The sequence below is a fragment of the Sphingobacterium spiritivorum genome, assembly GCF_016725325.1.
Lineage (GTDB): Bacteria > Bacteroidota > Bacteroidia > Sphingobacteriales > Sphingobacteriaceae > Sphingobacterium.
The window spans coordinates 3,538,224-3,555,903 of record NZ_CP068083.1; the positions used below are offsets into that span (position 1 = coordinate 3,538,224).

The 17,680-nt window shown below is 40.1% G+C and carries 9 protein-coding genes; 7 read left to right on the forward strand and 2 right to left on the reverse strand.

The genetic code is table 11. From position 1 onward, the window contains the following. Positions 1-89: 89 nt before the first annotated feature. The 5 genes from I6J02_RS14870 to I6J02_RS14890 all read left to right on the forward strand — a co-directional run bounded on the left by I6J02_RS14870 (position 90) and on the right by I6J02_RS14890 (position 10,739). Positions 90-2,048: a sensor histidine kinase gene (locus I6J02_RS14870; protein ID WP_201678633.1), complete on the forward strand. Its 1,959-nt coding sequence runs from the start codon at positions 90-92 to the stop codon at positions 2,046-2,048. A gap of 248 nt (positions 2,049-2,296) precedes the next feature. After that, the gene (gene dnaE / locus I6J02_RS14875; protein ID WP_201678634.1) at positions 2,297-6,721 is read left to right on the forward strand and encodes a DNA polymerase III subunit alpha; all 4,425 of its coding nucleotides are present in this window, start codon (positions 2,297-2,299) and stop codon (positions 6,719-6,721) included. A 121-nt stretch (positions 6,722-6,842) separates the two neighbouring features. After that, the gene (trxA, locus tag I6J02_RS14880) at positions 6,843-7,160 is read left to right on the forward strand and encodes a thioredoxin (protein WP_003001286.1); all 318 of its coding nucleotides are present in this window, start codon (positions 6,843-6,845) and stop codon (positions 7,158-7,160) included. Between the two features lie 198 nt (positions 7,161-7,358). Further along, positions 7,359-8,672 carry an ammonium transporter gene (locus I6J02_RS14885; protein ID WP_201678635.1) on the forward strand — a complete coding sequence of 438 codons (1,314 nt, stop codon included), beginning with the start codon at positions 7,359-7,361 and terminating at the stop codon, positions 8,670-8,672. 156 nt (positions 8,673-8,828) lie between these two features. Further along, positions 8,829-10,739 carry a class II glutamine amidotransferase gene (locus tag I6J02_RS14890; RefSeq protein ID WP_115169203.1) on the forward strand — a complete coding sequence of 637 codons (1,911 nt, stop codon included), beginning with the start codon at positions 8,829-8,831 and terminating at the stop codon, positions 10,737-10,739. A gap of 81 nt (positions 10,740-10,820) precedes the next feature. Here the strand turns inward: I6J02_RS14890 and I6J02_RS14895 are convergent, their stop codons facing one another. Next, positions 10,821-11,300, reverse strand: a complete 480-nt coding sequence (locus I6J02_RS14895) for a GNAT family N-acetyltransferase (protein WP_201678636.1) — start codon at positions 11,298-11,300, stop codon at positions 10,821-10,823. Positions 11,301-11,362: 62 nt separating this feature from the next. After that, entirely contained in the window at positions 11,363-12,370 is a 1,008-nt protein-coding gene (gene asnA, locus I6J02_RS14900) for an aspartate--ammonia ligase (protein WP_201678637.1), read from the reverse strand. A 470-nt stretch (positions 12,371-12,840) separates the two neighbouring features. On the opposite strand from asnA, the gene I6J02_RS14905 reads away from it, so the two are divergent. Both I6J02_RS14905 and I6J02_RS14910 read left to right on the forward strand, forming a co-directional pair. Further along, on the forward strand, positions 12,841-14,481 hold the full coding sequence (locus I6J02_RS14905; RefSeq protein ID WP_201678638.1) for a DUF6377 domain-containing protein: 1,641 nt from the start codon (positions 12,841-12,843) through the stop codon (positions 14,479-14,481). Between the two features lie 211 nt (positions 14,482-14,692). Further along, positions 14,693-17,677, forward strand: a complete 2,985-nt coding sequence (locus I6J02_RS14910) for a SusC/RagA family TonB-linked outer membrane protein (protein WP_201678639.1) — start codon at positions 14,693-14,695, stop codon at positions 17,675-17,677. Positions 17,678-17,680: the final 3 nt, after the last annotated feature.

Below are 17,680 nucleotides of genomic sequence, written 5' to 3' on the forward strand. Positions count from 1 at the left end.
TATATCAGGGGATCATATTATCTTGAAGATTCAGAGCGAGAAATAAACAACTCAAACCAACAGTTTTCAACAACTGTAAAAATTTATCTATGAAACGACTACTTCTTTTTATTATACTGCTACTCCAATACACATATTCTGTTGCGCAGGATAACAAATATAAAATTTATACCGATAGTCTGTCGAAAGTACTGCAAACAGCCCCTAATGACAGTGTTAAAGCCCGGTCTGCTTACCTGCTTTCTAATCATTGGGTCAAACAAAAGGATACCTTGCAATCTTTGAAATACCTGGAGAAAGCCAGGCAATTAAGCGGAAAAAATAGTTATCTGAATGCACTCTATGCCTTTTATAAAGGAAGTTATTTGTTTATTAAGGATGGAGAGACGCAGGAATGTATGGACTTATATAAGCAGGCCGCCCTTTTATTTGCTAAGCATAAAAGCAAAGAAAGCTATGAGTTTCAGGTCAAGAGCTGGCATAATTATGCGATGATGCTCGATCACAAAGATGACAAAAAAGGGATGGTAGAAATACTGATTAAAAAAGCCATTCCTGCAGCAGAACTGGCAGAAGATTATGAATGGGTTGCACGGTCCTATGGGAACATAGGAATGGCATTTGCAAATACAGCCACATACGATAAGGCGATTGAATATTACGAAAAGAGTATCCGCTATTATGAGCAGCATAACCTTTCAAAAGACAGATACGCCATCATACTGTTAGATCTTGCACGTGTATATGTAGAATCCAAAAAGTCTGAAAAAGCCACAGCTTATATCCGGAAGGCGGAAACCATACTGCGCACTTTACCTAAATCTGTTGCGCATCTCATATTGGGAGAAACAGCATCTATGTACTATCAGCATAGAAAAGACTACAATAAAGCAGAAGAATATATTAAAGAAGCTATAGCTGTTGCTACAGAACTGGATATGCCGTATGAGCTGAATACGCTCCGGTATCAATACTTTAATGTCTATTTTAATCAGAGAAAATTCCCCCTTGCGCTGAAAGAGTTATATACAGTAATGGAAAATATCCCTTTTGAGATGGCAAATAACCGGCAGCAAATTGCATTGGATCTTTCTGATACCTATAAAGAAATGGGTGACTACAAAAATGCACTTATCTGGATGAAGAACCATGCAACATTAAAGGATAGCATTTATGAAGCAAACACGAAGAAAGAAATAGCGGATCTTGAAATTAAATTTAAAACAGCAGAAAAAGAGAAAAAAATAGTTCAGTTAGAAGCTGAAAAGCAACAGACGCAGCTGCAACAAAAGAATCAGCTTTTATTTAGCTGGATATTAGGTATTGGTGCCTGTTTATTACTCTGTGTCCTCTCTGTATTTATATATTTATACAAGCAACACAAGAAACAGGCACAGCAACAACTTGGCATCTTAAAGCAACAGCAGGAATTGAAATTTGCGCAGGCTATGCTGGCAGGTGAAGAACAGGAACGAAGCCGTTTGGCACGTGATCTTCACGATGGCCTCGGAGGTGCATTGGTCGGTATTAAATATAAACTCGCAGCGGAAGCTGATACAACAAGTATTAACGATATACGTACTCAACTGGATAACAGTATTAGCGAGCTAAGGCATATTGCCCGTAATATGATGCCTGAAACATTAGTTCGTTCCGGACTTACAGTGGCTTTAGAAGATTTATGTACATCTCTACATCGTGAAGGTCTGGTTATTGATTTGCAATGTGACGAGATAAAAAGTGATACTCCTCTAGGCGTACAATCCAATATTTACAGGATTATTCAGGAATTATTAAACAATGCTATCCGTCATGGGAATGCAACTAGAATCATCGTACAATGTTTTCAGAATGATGAGGGTTTTCTCATTACTGTCGAAGATAACGGGTCGGGATTTGATGTCAGTCAAACAGAGCAGCAGGGGAAAGGTATAGGTTTGCAGAATGTAAGAATGCGTGCTTCCTACATGAAAGGAAATGTAGATATAAGCTCTGTTGAGGGTGAAGGGACAAGTGTCAGCATAGAGTTGTTATTTGGTGAGGGGTAAGGTGTTGGTAGATAGTGTGTTCTGTGTTTGTTGCTGTATCGGTGATGTCTTGCTGCATGCAGTGGCTTTGTTTCTGAACTCTTGAACCTTTGCTTATAATTTATTGTAGATTAACAGGATAAAAGATATCCCATTTTTTAAAGTGAGATGACTGGAAATCTTTAGTAATTTTGTAACTTCATGGAAGCTTTGAGCTGTATATTTTATGTTGCTCAGGTCGCAGTAAGAAAAGGATAAGGAAGGACGATATGTATATAATTTTTGATACGGAAACTACAGGTTTACCTAAAAGATGGGATGCACCGATTACGGATACCGATAACTGGCCCAGATGTATACAAATTGCATGGCAGCTTCATGATGATATGGGAAATATGGTGGAGCATGCAGATTTTCTCATCGCACCGGATGGCTTTAATATCCCTTATGACTCTGAAAAGATACATGGTATATCTACAGAGCTAGCTCAGGAACGTGGTATTCCGATTCAGGAAGCACTGGTTAAATTCAATGAAGCATTGGCAAAAGCCAAATTTGTTGTCGGACAGAATATAGGGTTTGACGTGAATATCATGGGATGTGAATTCTACCGTTACGGAGTAGAGTCTCCTATGGCTGTAATGCCTGTGCTGGATACCTGTACGGAAGTAACAGCTGAATTGCTGAAACTTCCCGGTGGACGTGGAGGTCGGTTTAAACTTCCTAATCTGACGGAATTACACACTTATCTTTTTGGAGTTGCTTTTGCCGAAGCACACAATGCAACCGCCGATGTGGAAGCAACGACCCGTTGTTTTCTTGAATTAGTACGTCTTGAGGTTTTTACATTAGATCAGCTTCAGCAGGATACCGGATACTTTGTTGAGTTTAAAACGCACAATCCTGGACCGATAGAAACGGTAGGTCTCAAACATCTGAACCTGAAAAAGGCTTCAGATGAGATCAGAGCCCGTCAGCAAACTTCAGGAGCAGATGAAATTGTCATTGATGAGGAAGCTGCGGCTGCCTTGGATGATGCTGTATTTGCTCATTTACATAATCACTCTCAATTCTCAGTTTTACAATCCACCATTTCTATAGGAGGTCTGGTTGACGCGGCTGTTAAAAATAAAATGCCCGCAGTAGCCCTGACCGATCATGGAAATATGATGGGGGCTTTCCATTTTGTAAGCCGTGTACTCGGTCATAATAAGGATGCGGAAACCAAAAATCAGGAACTTATAGATAACGGAGAGGAACCTACTGAGATTATAGTCAAACCTATTGTAGGATGTGAGTTCTTTATCTGTGAGGATCACCTTGACAAGAGTCGGAAAGATAATGGTTATCAGGTTGTCTTCCTGGCTAAAAATAAAAATGGCTATCATAATCTGGCAAAAATGTCATCGGTAGCGTATACAAAAGGATTTTATTATGTACCGCGTATTGACAAAAAAGTCGTAGAACAGTACAAAGAAGATATTATCGTTCTTTCGGGTAATTTACAGGGTGAAATCCCGAATAAGATACTCAACATCGGAGAGAATCAGGCGGAAGAAGCACTGATCTGGTGGAAAGAACAATTTGGGGAAGACTTCTATATCGAGGTTATGCGTCACGGACAGGAAGATGAAAACCGTGTCAATGAAACATTAGTTGCTCTGGCGCGCAGGCATGAAGTAAAAGTCATCGGAACGAACAATACGTATTATGTCAATAAAGCGGATGCACATGCTCATGATATCTTACTCTGTGTAAAAGACGGAGAGAAGCTTTCTACGCCAAAGGGAAGAGGTCGTGGTTTCCGCTTTGGATTGCCCAATCAGGAATACTATTTTAAGCCTGCTTCTGAAATGAAGAAGGTATTCGCCGATCTTCCGGAAGCCATTGTCAATATTCAGGAGATTATTGATAAAGTAGAAATTTTCAAACTCAACAGGGATGTTTTGCTGCCTAAGTTTGAAATCCCCGAACAGTTCCAGGTACAGGAAGATAATGAAGATGGGGGTAAAAGAGGGGAGAACAAGTATCTGGCACATCTCACCTATGTAGGTGCAGAGAAAAGATATGCAGAGATTACAGATGATATCCGGGAGCGGCTGGACTTTGAACTGGCTACAATTGAAAAGACAGGATATCCGGGTTATTTTCTTATTGTTCAGGATTTTATTGCCGAAGCCCGCAATATGGGGGTTTCGGTAGGTCCGGGACGTGGATCTGCTGCCGGATCAGCCGTTGCTTATTGTCTGGGTATTACAAATATCGACCCGATTCAGTACGATTTGCTTTTTGAACGTTTCCTGAATCCGGATCGTGTATCCATGCCCGATATTGATATTGACTTTGATGATGAGGGCCGGGGAAGGGTCATGCAATATGTAATTGATAAGTACGGTGCTTCTCAGGTTGCACAGATCATTACCTATGGAACTATGGCCGCCAAATCTTCGATCAAAGATACAGCCCGTGTATTGGATCTTCCGCTTGCAGAAGCCAATGAGATTGCCAAGCTGATTCCTAATCTCAAGCTGAGCAAGATCTTCAATATGGATGAAAAAGCATTGAAGGAAGCTCTTCGGGCTGAAGAGCTTGAAGCTGTTCATAAGCTTATCTCTCTTGCTGATGGCGCGGGACTTGAAGCCGAGACAATCAAGCAGGCAAGAGTACTTGAAGGTTCTATGCGGAATACAGGTATTCACGCCTGTGGGGTTATTATTACGCCGGATGATATCACTAATTTCGTCCCGGTTTCGTTGGCGAAAGACTCTGATCTTTATGTCACGCAGTTTGATAACTCCGTGGTAGAAAGTGCGGGTCTCCTGAAGATGGACTTTTTGGGATTAAAGACATTAACTCTTATTAAGGATACAGTTGCTAACGTCAAATTGAGACATAATCTGGATCTTGATCCTGATAATTTCCCGATAGATGATCAGTTAACATATGAATTATTCCAGCGTGGTGAGACGATAGGTGTATTCCAGTACGAGTCGCCCGGTATGCAGAAACACATGAAGGATCTCAAGCCAACAGTGTTTGCCGATCTGATTGCGATGAATGCCCTGTATCGTCCGGGACCAATGGAGTATATCCCAAGCTTTATTAAACGTAAACACGGAATAGAGCCGATTGTATACGATCTGGATGCCTGTGAGGAGTATCTGAAAGAAACTTATGGTATTACGGTCTATCAGGAACAGGTAATGCTCCTGTCGCAGAAACTCGCCGGATTCTCAAAAGGTGATGCCGACGTATTGCGTAAGGCGATGGGTAAGAAACAAAAGGCTGTACTAGATAAGATGAAGCCTAAGTTTGTAGCGCAGGCGGTAGAGAAGGGACATAATGCTAAAGTGCTGGAAAAAATCTGGACCGACTGGGAAGCTTTTGCGAGTTATGCCTTTAATAAATCGCACTCCACCTGTTATGCATGGGTGGCTTATCAGACAGCTTATCTGAAAGCGCATTTCCCTGCTGAATATATGGCAGCCGTACTGTCCAATAATATGAATGACATTAAGCAGGTAACCTTTTTTATGGAAGAATGCCGGCGGATGGGGCTGGAAGTATTAGGTCCTGATGTCAATGAATCCCATTATAAGTTTACTGTAAATGATATCGGAGCTATCCGTTTCGGAATGGGAGCTGTAAAAGGAGTAGGAGCAGGAGCTGTAGATACCATTGTGCAGACACGTGAAGGCAATCCTTATAAATCCGTATTTGATATGGCCAAAAGAATAGATCTTCGTGCCGCTAATAAAAAAGCGTTCGAAAGCCTGGCTTATGCCGGAGGATTTGATAGTTTCAAGGATACCCATCGTGCGCAGTATTTTCATGTGGACGGAGATAACTCCACCGGACTGGAAAAAGCTGTCAAGTTTGGTCAGCGTCACAAAGAAAATGAAAGCTCAGCGCAGGCAAGCCTGTTTGGCGGAGGTGGAAGTGCTGAGCTTCCGGAACCTGTACTGGCGCCGTGTCCGCAGTGGGGACTTATTGAAAAGCTCAAATACGAAAAAGATGTGATCGGTATCTACCTGACCAGTCACCCGCTTGACAATTATAAATTTGAGATTAAACATTTCTGCCAGAATAACGTAAGTGAACTGCAGCTGATTAATAAAGTTAAAGCTTCAGAAGTAGAGGAGGATGTGTTACTGGAGTTTAATAAGATCAAAAATAAGGAGGTGATTATCGGTGGCATCATTGCTGCTGCAAATCATCGTGTTTCTAAAAACGGTAAACCCTTTGGTATACTGGTTATAGAAGATTATTCAGATTCATTTGAAATGATGGTTTTCGGGGAGGATTATGTCAAATTTAAAGGCTACCTGCAGGAAGGTTACTTTGTGCAGATCCGGGGTTTAGTGCAGGAGAGATTCAGGCAGGTTGGTAATTGGGGTTTTGAACTGAAAAATATTCAGTTGTTATCTGATCTTCGGGAAAAACTGGCGAAAAGTTTTACAGTACAGGTGCCTTTACAGGTTGTCAATTCTGAATTTGTACTGTTTATGAAGAATTTAATTGACGGTACAAAGGTAGAGGGACAGGATGCCAATTGTCAGTTGAAATTCAAAATTGTAGATGTACAGGAAGGCTTTAATATAGAGATGCCGGCAAAAACTATTAAGATTAACCTGACAAACGAATTTTTAGATGGGATCGAGCAGTTTGAAGGTGTCAATTATAGATTGAATTGATATATCATAAGTATTATTTAACCCGTTGATGACTAAAAATCAGATGACGTTGTTTATCTTTGTTATGGATTAAAGAGATAACTCATAATGATTTAAATCATTATTTAAAAAAAAGATAATTATGGCTTTAGAAATTACAGACAGCAATTTTGAAGAATTGGTATTAAAATCAGATAAACCGGTATTGGTAGATTTTTGGGCAGAATGGTGTGGTCCTTGCCGTATGGTAGGTCCTGTTGTAGAAGAAATCGCTAAAGAATACGAAGGTAAGGCTGTTGTTGGAAAAGTTGATGTAGACAGTAATCCTGAAATTTCGGTACGTTTCGGTATCCGTAACATTCCTGCACTATTGTTCTTCAAAAATGGAGAGATCGTGGATAAACAAGTGGGAGCAGTGCCAAAATCAGTATTGACGGAGAAACTGAACAAACAGTTTTAAGAATAAGAAGTTTTTACCTCAGAAGGGAGATGATCATTGATTGTCTCCTTTTTTTTGTTGCTAATTTTATTCTTATTAATGCTTTTTGTTTTAAATATGATTGTGTTTTTGAATTTTTTTTGAAAAAAATATACTTTTTGCGTTGATTTTTTGATGAATTAGTATATTTTTGGATAATTATAAAGCGTAATATTAAATATGAAAAGTAAAAAGTCTGTTTTTCCGCTGATTTTTATGGTGGCGGTTTTGATTTTAGCTCTGATTTTTCCTTCAGTTCCTGTTAGTGGGAATGATTTTGAATATTCAGGTGCGGATACCGCCTGGATGTTGACGTCTACCGCTCTGGTTTTGATTATGACTCCGGGTTTAGCTTATTTTTATGGAGGAATGGTGAAAAAGAAGAATGTAATCTCTACGATGTTGCAGAGTTTTATTTGTATGGCTGTAGTTGCAGTAATATGGGTTGTATTCGGTTTCAGTCTGGTATTTGGGAATTCTCTTGGTGGTATTATAGGCGATCCCCGTACCTATTTTATGTTTGAGCATGTAATAGGAGGTAAACCATGGCCGGGAGCACCGACAATTCCATTTACATTATTTGCCATGTATCAGCTCAAATTTGCAATTATTACTCCTGCATTGATAACTGGTGCTGTGGCAGAACGTATCCGTTTTACCTCTTATATTTTGTTTATCTGTTTGTTTTTTATTTTTATTTATGCTCCGCTGGCGCATGCTACCTGGCATCCGGATGGTGTGCTTTTCAAGCTTGGTGTCCTGGATTTTGCCGGTGGTACAGTTGTACATATGTCTGCAGGGCTGACTGCATTAGCTGCAGCGATCTATCTTAAACAGGGTAAAGATTTTCATGCACATAATCCGGCACGTATTACATATGTAATGCTGGGGACGGGTATGCTGTGGTTTGGGTGGTTTGGTTTCAATGCCGGTTCGGCCTTCGGAGCTAATGCGTTAGCTGCTACAGCGCTGGCGACTACTTCTGCAGCTTCCGGTGCTGCTGCATTGATGTGGATATTTTTTGATGCGGCAAGAGGTATTAAACCATCTGCAATGGGAACCTGTATCGGTGCAGTAGTGGGACTTGTTGCGATAACACCTGCTGCGGGATTTGTAACCGTACCTCACTCCCTTATTATTGGTGCTGTAGCTGCACTCATCAGCCGCATGGTCGTATACTGGAGAACTAAATCACGAGTGGATGATACACTGGATGTGTTTCCATGTCACGGATTGGGAGGAATGGTGGGTATGCTGCTTACCGGAGTATTCGCTACTAAAGCGATAAACGGAGCTGTAGAGCATGACGGATTGTTTTTTGGTGAGACAACGCTTTTTGTGGCACATGTAATCGGTCTGGTAGGGGCGACGCTCTTTACCCTTATCCTGGCTTTTATTTTGTTAAAACTTACAGACCTGATCTCTCCGTTGCGGGTGAGTGAAGAAGAAGAAGAAATAGGACTTGATCTTTCTCAGCATAATGAGAAATTATAATATAGCTTAAGACTAATATCCGCAATCCCCTGTAAATCATCCGATATACAGGGGTATCTTGTGTTGGATAAGAAATGACATTACGGAAACTTTCGAAAGACTTTTTATGAAATATTTTCTTAAATAATATGTAACTTTGCGTCATCAAATCAAGCTATGAGTGACGCTATAAAACACGAGTGCGGAATTGCACTTATTCGATTGTTAAAACCCCTCTCTTATTATCAGGAAAAATACGGTACGCCCTATTACGGGATTAATAAGCTGTATCTATTAATGGAAAAACAGCACAATCGCGGACAAGATGGTGCTGGTATTGCCACGATCAAATTTGATACGCAACCTGGTAACCGTTACATCAGCCGTTACAGAGCAATGGGTTCATCAGCTGTGGCAGATATCTTTGAATACGTTCAGAAGAAATTTGCTGCCGTTCAGAAGGCATATCCTAAAGAATCGAAAGATACAACCTGGCTGAAAGAGCATGTAAGCTTTACCGGTGAAGTGCTTTTGGGACATTTGAGATATGGAACTCACGGAAAAAACAGTATTGAGAGCTGTCATCCTTTCCTGAGACAGAATAACTGGATGAGCCGTAATCTGGTTGTAGCTGGAAATTTTAATATGACAAATGTGGACGAATTGCTGCAACAGCTGTATGAGCTGGGACAGCATCCAAAAGAAAAAGCGGATACGGTAACCGTTTTGGAAAAAATCGGACACTTCCTGGACGATGAAAATCAAGAGTTATTTGATAAGTTTAAAAAAGAAGACTACTCTAATGTGGAGATCAGTTCATTGATCGCCAAAAATCTGGATGTAGCCAAAATATTAACCCGTTCTGCTAAAACCTGGGATGGCGGATATACTATTGCCGGTATATTTGGTCACGGTGATGCTTTTGTTATGCGTGATCCGGCAGGTATCAGACCGGCATTCTATTATCAGGATGAAGAAATACTTGTTGTTGCTTCAGAAAGACCGGTAATACAGACTGCTTTCAATATTCCTATCGGGAGTGTTAAAGAAATCAAGCCAGGACATGCACTCATTGCGAAAAAGGATGGTACTGTCACAGAAGAGATGTTTCGCCAGCCGGTTGAGAAAAAATCATGTTCATTTGAACGTATTTACTTCTCCCGCGGTTCTGACGCAGATATTTACAAGGAACGTAAAGAATTGGGCCGTCTCCTGACTCCGTTGGTGTTGGAATCTATAAATTACGATATCAAAAACACCGTATTTTCTTTTATACCTAATACTGCCGAGGTTTCATACTACGGTATGACTGAAGGTGTGAATGCATATGTGCGTGATCTTCAGAAACAGGCTTTATTAAACCGGGAAGATAAAATTTCCGACACAGAACTGGAAGAAGTACTGAGTATGGCGCCACGTTTTGAAAAGTTAAATGTAAAAGATGCTAAATTAAGAACGTTTATTACGCAAGATGCAGACCGTACCGATATGGTACAGCATGTGTACGATACGACTTATGGTATCGTCAGAGATGATAAAGATACAATAGTAGCTATAGATGATTCTATCGTAAGAGGAACGACATTAAAACAGAGTATTCTGACTATCCTGGATCGTTTGAATCCGAAGAAGATTGTTATCGTTTCTTCTGCACCACAGATCCGTTACCCGGACTGTTATGGTATCGATATGTCACGTATGGGTGAGTTTGTAGCATTTGAGGCCGCAATTAACCTGTTAAAGCAACGTGGACTAGCACATATTATTGATGAAGTTTATCAGAAGTGTGTAGCTTCTCTGACAAAAGATAAAGAAGAAATTGAGAATTATGTAAAGGCAATCTATGCGCCATTTACAAATGAAGAAATTTCAGCTGAAATTGCAAAGATCATCAAACCTCACCATTTAAAAGCAGATGTAGAAGTTATCTTCCAGACATTGGATAACCTGCATACAGCTATACCTGATCATAAAGGGGATTGGTATTTTTCAGGAGACTATCCGACTCCGGGAGGAAACAAAGTTGTGAATAAAGCTTTTATGAACTGGGTTGAAGGTAAAAATGTAAGAGCATATTTCAGTAACTAAAGAAATATAAGAATTTATCAAAAAGGTCTTATGCTGCATTGCATAAGACCTTTTTTCGTTTAATGTTATAATGTAATCTTATTAAAGCTGTTTTTGAAGTGCTTCCGGATCGTATCGCATACTATAAAGGTCGTAACCCGGAGCCCAGTAATCTTTGGCTATTTTCGTAAGTACGAATCCGTTCTTTTCATAAAACCTGTAAACAAGTTGGGATGTCCTGACAGTTATTTTCTGAATGTGATAGGTTTGCTGTAATTCCTTTATCCGGTATTTCAATAATGCACTTCCTATGGATTGCCCCTGAAAATCCGGGTGAAGAATATCCCAGCTGATTTTTCCTACCGTTTTGTCTTCAGCGAAGTTAATACCTCCGCATCCGATAATCTGTCCGTTAGATTCCACAACATAATAGTGGTCTATTTCATGTTGAAGGTAATGGATCAGATCGAGTTCCTCTTCAGAAGAAAAATATTTGGGTGTATTGAGGCGTAATAATCCAATGACAGAAGACTGATCATCTGCCTTGTATTCTCTGATGGTAAATGTTGCTTTTTCGGTCATTTGTATTTATGTATAATGACAGAAGGTCTGAACGGATCAGGCCTTCTGTTTATAACCGCAGACTACAGAATATTGATTCCCTGAATTCTAAGATTTTCTTTTTCCTGCTCATCCCAGATACTGACCTGTACTTCGCCTATATGCGATTTTTTTAGCATAAACATACAGACTCTGGATTGGCCTATCCCTCCGCCTATGGATTCAGGAAGATGTCCGTCAAGGAGCATTTTATGAAAAGTAAGTGATGCTCTTTCTGTGTTATTCCGAATTTCGAGCTGATATTGCAATGCCTTTTTGTCTACGCGTATACCCATAGATGAAAGTTCAAATGCACTGTTAAGAATAGGATTCCATACCAGAATATCTCCATTCAGGCCGTTGTATCCGTTTTCATTTGCACTGCTCCAATCATCATAATCAGCCGCACGTCCGTCATGTGCTTTTCCATTGCTTAGTTCGCCACCGATACCATAGAGGAACACAGCACCAAATTCTTTGGTTATTGCATTTTCCCTTTCTTTTGGAGTGAATGACGGATATTTTTGCAATAGTTCTTCCGAAGAGATAAAAGTGATCGTATCCGGTAGAATAGCTTTAATGGCTGGATATTGTTTTTCGACCTGATGTTCTGTGAATTTTAAAGATTCATAAATCCTCAGGACTGTTTCTTTAAGATAATTCAGATTACGTTGTTCGGGCAAAATTACTTTTTCCCAATCCCACTGGTCTACGTAGATCGAATGGATAGGAGTATAATCTTCGTCCGGGCGTAATGCGCGCATATCTGTAAGAATACCTTCTCCGGCATGCATATCCAGTTCACGGAGACGTAGTCTTTTCCATTTTGCCAGTGAATGTACGACAACAGCAAGACGCTCTTCCAGTGCTTTGATTGGAAAAGCTACGGGACGTTCTATGCCATTCAGATCATCGTTGATACCTGTACCATCCAGTACCACCAGGGGTGAGGAGATCGGTATTAAATTTAAATTGTGTTTTAACTGTTGTGAAAAAGTGTCTTTTACAAAACTAATAGCCACTTCTGTTCTCAGTAGTTCTCTTCCTTCCATGAAGTATATTTTTATTAAAAATGCCTTTTCTTAAAAAAAGACATTCGATTGTGGATTTATCTCCAGATCATAATGTAGATTGCATGCAAACCTAAGTTTTACTTTGTACCGCTTATGATGTGAAACCTCATATTATTACGTTAACAAAAATACTATAATTTAATTCAAATGGAAGTTTTGTTGATAATATTATTTTAATGCTGTTGTATTGTTGATTAATTTTTAACGAGAGGCCGGATTTTTACGATACTTCCTTATTGACTTAATAAAACCAAACTCCATGTAAAATCCCTATCTTTGAATGTATTTATGTTGCATTTCCGCGTATTTTTCGTAGATATAGGCCTTTATAAGATGTGAAACCTTGAGATTCAGGATTGTATATCGAAAAGGATGCGAATTCGTGTAAGTACCCTATTGTAAATACACACAGACCCATTTATTGAGTAACCAAAAAGATTAATTCCTTAATGCGTATTGTATATTTCTTTTTTGCAATGATGTTTTTGTTTTCTGCAGATGTTTTTGGACAGCAGAATCTTTTGCCGTATTCGGATGTAGAGAAAAAACTGGATGATCTGATCCGGCGTCAACATTATTTTGTAAAAAAGAGAGAGGATATGATTGCTGGTCTGAAGCAACAGGCTGCATTGGTTAAACGGGAACCAAGAAAATATTTTGACGCTAATTACCGGGTTTATGAAGGGTACAGAAAGTTTCAGTCGGATTCAGCGATTGCATATGTAGTGAAGTGTCAGAGATTAGCCCATGAATTGAAAGACGATACATTGCGAATCCGTGTAGATCTTGATCTTGCCGCATTGTATTCTACTGTTGGTCGCTATATTGAATCAAAGAAATTGTTGGAGAATATTGATCGGCATAAGCTTCATCCAAAGTTTTTGCCTGCATATTATGAGACATACAGCTCTTTTTACAGTCACTACGGCCAGAGTAATAATATGAGCACCTATTATCAGCAAAGTGAATTATACCGGGATTCTTTGCTTTCTGTTCTTGACCGTTCTTCTGAGCAGTATGCAATCGTAAAGGCTACCCAGACGTTGTTTAAAGGAGACAGAAATGCCGCCGAAGGGATGTTGCTGAAATTATTAGATACGTATCAGAATGATCTGGAAAATAAAGCCATGACAGCTTATTTTTTAGGATTGATTTATCAGCAAAATAATGATATGCCAAAGAAGAAGTATTATTATGCTGTATCAGCCTGTGCAGATATAGAACATGCCACGCGGGATAATGCTTCCTTACAGGATCTGGCATTGAGTTATTATGAACAAGGAGATTTTGACATGGCATTTAAGCTTATTGAGAAAGCTATAGATGATGCCATGGTTTCGAATGTAAGATATCGTGTTATTGAAGGGACATCCTTCTATCCTTTGATCAACGCTGCTTATCAGCAGCGTATTGAACAACAAAAAAAGGTTCTTTTAATATATCTCATTCTTATCAGTGTATTATCTGTAGTGCTGATTGCAGGTATTGTATATCTGTACAGACAGATGAATCATTTGGCGAAGACCCGGAAGGCATTATCGGAAACAAATGAAAGGTTAAAGGACCTAAATGATGACCTTTCCGTTGTCAATATGAATCTGTCGGAATCTAACCATATTAAGGAAGAATATATTGCACGTTTTTTTGATATGTGTTCTTCTTACATAGATAAGATGGAAGATCTCCGGAAGTCTGTACTCAAACAGGCTTCCAATAATCAGATCAAACCACTGATCGAACAGTTGAAATCTACCAGAATAGTGGAACATGAGGTGGAAGAATTGTATAAAAACTTTGACCGTATTTTTCTCAATCTTTATCCTACCTTTATTCAGGATTTTAATAGTCTGTTGCTTGCCGAAGAACAGATCTGGCCTAAGAAAGGAGAACTGCTGAATACAGAGCTCCGTATATTTGCGCTGATCCGGTTAGGAATAACAGACAGTGTCAAGATCGCAGGTTTTCTGCGGTATTCCCTTCGTACCGTCTACAATTACCGCACGAAAGTACGAAACAAGGCTGCCGTAGAACGGGCTGATTTCGAAGATATCGTTCGTCAAATAGGCCTTAAAGTGCGGAATAATCATTAATTGCTTCTTAAACAGGTACTTTTTGCAATACATTTATTTTGTTAATATGTTTATTTTCAATTATTTGTATTTGTTTTCAGGTACTTTTTCACTATATGCTCATAAAAGCGGAGTCCCGCTTTTATAACTTTGATCATATCACGGTCGGCTCTTTGTGCAGATCGTATGAGGAATAATAACCAATCAAATAAATCATCAATTTCAAAACATTATGAAGCTTTTTATCCAAAAAGGTAAGTCGTTCATCTATCTGTTTCCGATGATGCTGTTGATACTATGTCAGTCTGTGTTATTTGCACAGGAAAGTATTACGGTGAGAGGAATCATAACAGATGTACAAACGAAGGAGGTGCTGGCGGGGGTGTCAGTTGTACAGAAGGGGACTTCCAACGGTACATTGACAGATCAGGAAGGACGGTACGAACTTAAAGTGCCCCGTAATGCTGTACTTGTAGTGACTTATGTCGGCTACAATCCGCAGAACATTACAGCAACTACATCTTCACATTCTGTAGCATTGCAATCCGCCATGAATGAGCTGGAAGATGTCATTGTTATCGGCTACGGTACAGCCAAACGTAAAGATGTGACTACTGCAATTTCTTCTGTATCAACAAAAGATCTGGATCAGCGACCGATTGTGAATGTCGGTCAGGCCATTCAGGGCAAAGCGGCCGGAGTATCGGTTATACAACCTAACGGTACTCCGGGAGCGGAAATGTCTATCCGTGTGCGCGGAACGACTTCTTTTAATGGTAGTAACGATCCGTTATATGTAGTCGATGGAGTGCCTGTAGATAATATACGTTTTCTCTCTGCGAATGATATTGCAAGTATGCAGATTTTAAAAGATGCCTCCTCCGCAGCGATCTATGGTTCCAGAGCCGCCAATGGCGTAATTCTGATATCGACCAAGTCCGGAGTTGCAGGTGAAGCAAAAATAGATCTGAATGCACAGCTTACCCACAATGTGGTGGCCAATTCATTTGATGTACTCAATACCGATCAATATCGCGACTTGCAGAATGAAATCGGGTTGGTCTCTTTACCGGCAAATCTAAAAGACCAGACAGACTGGTTTAAGGAGGCTTACAAAACCGGTAAGTTGCAGAATTATCAACTTTCTATCTCTGACGGTACAGAAAAGCTGAAATACTTCCTTTCGGCAGGCTATGTTGACGAAAAAGGGGTGTTAAACGCTGCTTTTTTTAAACGGTATAATTTCAGGGCTAATATTAATAATCAGGTGCGTAAGTGGTTGAATGTAAGTGCTAATGTTAACTACTCGGATTATTCTAATAATGGTATTTCTACAGGTACAGGTGCTAATCGTGGCGGTGTGGTATTGTCTGTTATCAATACACCTACCTATGCGCCGATCTGGAATCCGGAGAATCCTGCACAGTATTATAATAATTTTTACGGGATAGGAAATATTACCAGCCCGCTGGAAAATCTGGCTAGAAGTGCTAATAATAAAGATAAGGAAAACCGCCTTTTAGCCACTGGAAGTGCATTGATTACTTTTCTGCCCGAACTGACCTTTAAGTCTTCCTTTACGCTGGATAGAAGAAATGCTGTAAATACCAGATTTCTGGATCCTATCGCTACTGCCTGGGGACGTAATCAGTTTGGAGAAGGAGCGGATTTGCGAAATATGAATACGGTGCTCACCTGGGATAATGTCCTGACCTATAACAAGAGTTTCGGGAAACATAATATAGAATCTATGTTGGGAAGTTCATGGACGGATTCTAAATATACCAATAATTACATTTATGGCTCTCACTATCGTAATGATCTGATCCAGACACTGAATGCAGCAAATAAAATATCCTGGAATAATACAGGATCAGGTGCTTCAGCATGGGCAATCATGTCTTACTTTGCACGTGTCATGTACAACTTTGACAGTAAATATCTGGTCACTGCAAATGTGCGTGCAGACGGATCATCAAAGATACATCCGGACAATCGCTGGGGAATATTTCCTTCTGTATCTGCTGCATGGAGACTGTCTGCAGAGGATTTTCTGTCTGATACCGAATGGCTGAATGATCTGAAAATCCGGGGAGGATGGGGAGAGACCGGAAATCAATCGGGGATAGGGGACTACGCCTATTTGCAACGGTATGATATTGGCCGGATCGAATGGTTCAAAGAAGGTCAGCAAAATGCTCTTCCGACCATATCTCAGGCTAATCTGCGGACTCCCGATCTGAAGTGGGAGACAACAAGACAATCAAATGTTGGAGTGGATCTGTCGGTATTCAACGGTCGTGTGAATGTTGCATTGGATTATTATTATAAACATACCCGGGATATGCTGATGTACCTCGTACTTCCGGCTGGTTCTGCTGCCGTAGGTAATATTGCCCGTAACGAAGGGGAAATGATCAATAAAGGATTTGAAGCTACTGTAGGAAGTAAGAACCTGACAGGTGAACTGAAGTGGGAAACGGATTTCAATATCTCGTTTAATCGTAACCGCTTAGAGAAACTGGAAATGCAGAAGATCTATAATGATGCTGTTACAAGCGGAGTTGTGAATGAAGCCGTTGTGCGGAATGAGCCAGGCCGTTCAATGGGTGGTTTTTATGGGTATATCAGCGATGGTGTAAATCCGGAAACGGGTGAGCTGATGTACCGGGATCTCAATAATGACGGCAGATTATCTCCTTCGGACCGGACCTATATCGGAGATCCTAATCCGAAGTTTACCTATGGAATGACGAACAATTTTTCATGGAAGAATATAGACCTGAGTATTTTTATACAAGGCGCTTATGGAAATGATATTTATAATGCCAGCCGTATAGAGACCGAGGGAATGTATGATGGTAAGAATCAGACGACACGTGTGCTGGACAGATGGCAGATCCCCGGACAGATTACAGATGTCCCTAAAGCCGGATTTAATATCAAAAATTCTACATACTTCGTTGAAGACGGAAGTTATCTACGTCTTAAGAATATCTCGCTTGGCTATAATATCACATCTGAGTCGCTCAGACGTATCGGTATTCGCAAGCTGCAACCCTATGTATCGGCAAGTAATTTGCTGACCTGGACAAATTATACAGGAATGGATCCGGAAGTCAATCAATGGGGAAATAATGGCGCAGTACAGGGAATTGACTGGGGAACTTACCCGCACAGCCGTTCCTTTGTAATCGGATTAAATGTTGGATTTTAATAG

Coding starts and splice junctions, on each gene's coding strand:
- I6J02_RS14905 (WP_201678638.1), top strand. CDS start 12,841: ATGCGTATTGTATATTTCTTTTTTGCAATGATGTTTTTGTTTTCTGCA.
- dnaE (WP_201678634.1), top strand. CDS start 2,297: ATGTATATAATTTTTGATACGGAAACTACAGGTTTACCTAAAAGATGG.
- I6J02_RS14890 (WP_115169203.1), top strand. CDS start 8,829: ATGAGTGACGCTATAAAACACGAGTGCGGAATTGCACTTATTCGATTG.
- asnA (WP_201678637.1), bottom strand. CDS start 12,370: ATGGAAGGAAGAGAACTACTGAGAACAGAAGTGGCTATTAGTTTTGTA.
- I6J02_RS14885 (WP_201678635.1), top strand. CDS start 7,359: ATGAAAAGTAAAAAGTCTGTTTTTCCGCTGATTTTTATGGTGGCGGTT.
- I6J02_RS14870 (WP_201678633.1), top strand. CDS start 90: ATGAAACGACTACTTCTTTTTATTATACTGCTACTCCAATACACATAT.
- I6J02_RS14910 (WP_201678639.1), top strand. CDS start 14,693: ATGAAGCTTTTTATCCAAAAAGGTAAGTCGTTCATCTATCTGTTTCCG.
- trxA (WP_003001286.1), top strand. CDS start 6,843: ATGGCTTTAGAAATTACAGACAGCAATTTTGAAGAATTGGTATTAAAA.
- I6J02_RS14895 (WP_201678636.1), bottom strand. CDS start 11,300: ATGACCGAAAAAGCAACATTTACCATCAGAGAATACAAGGCAGATGAT.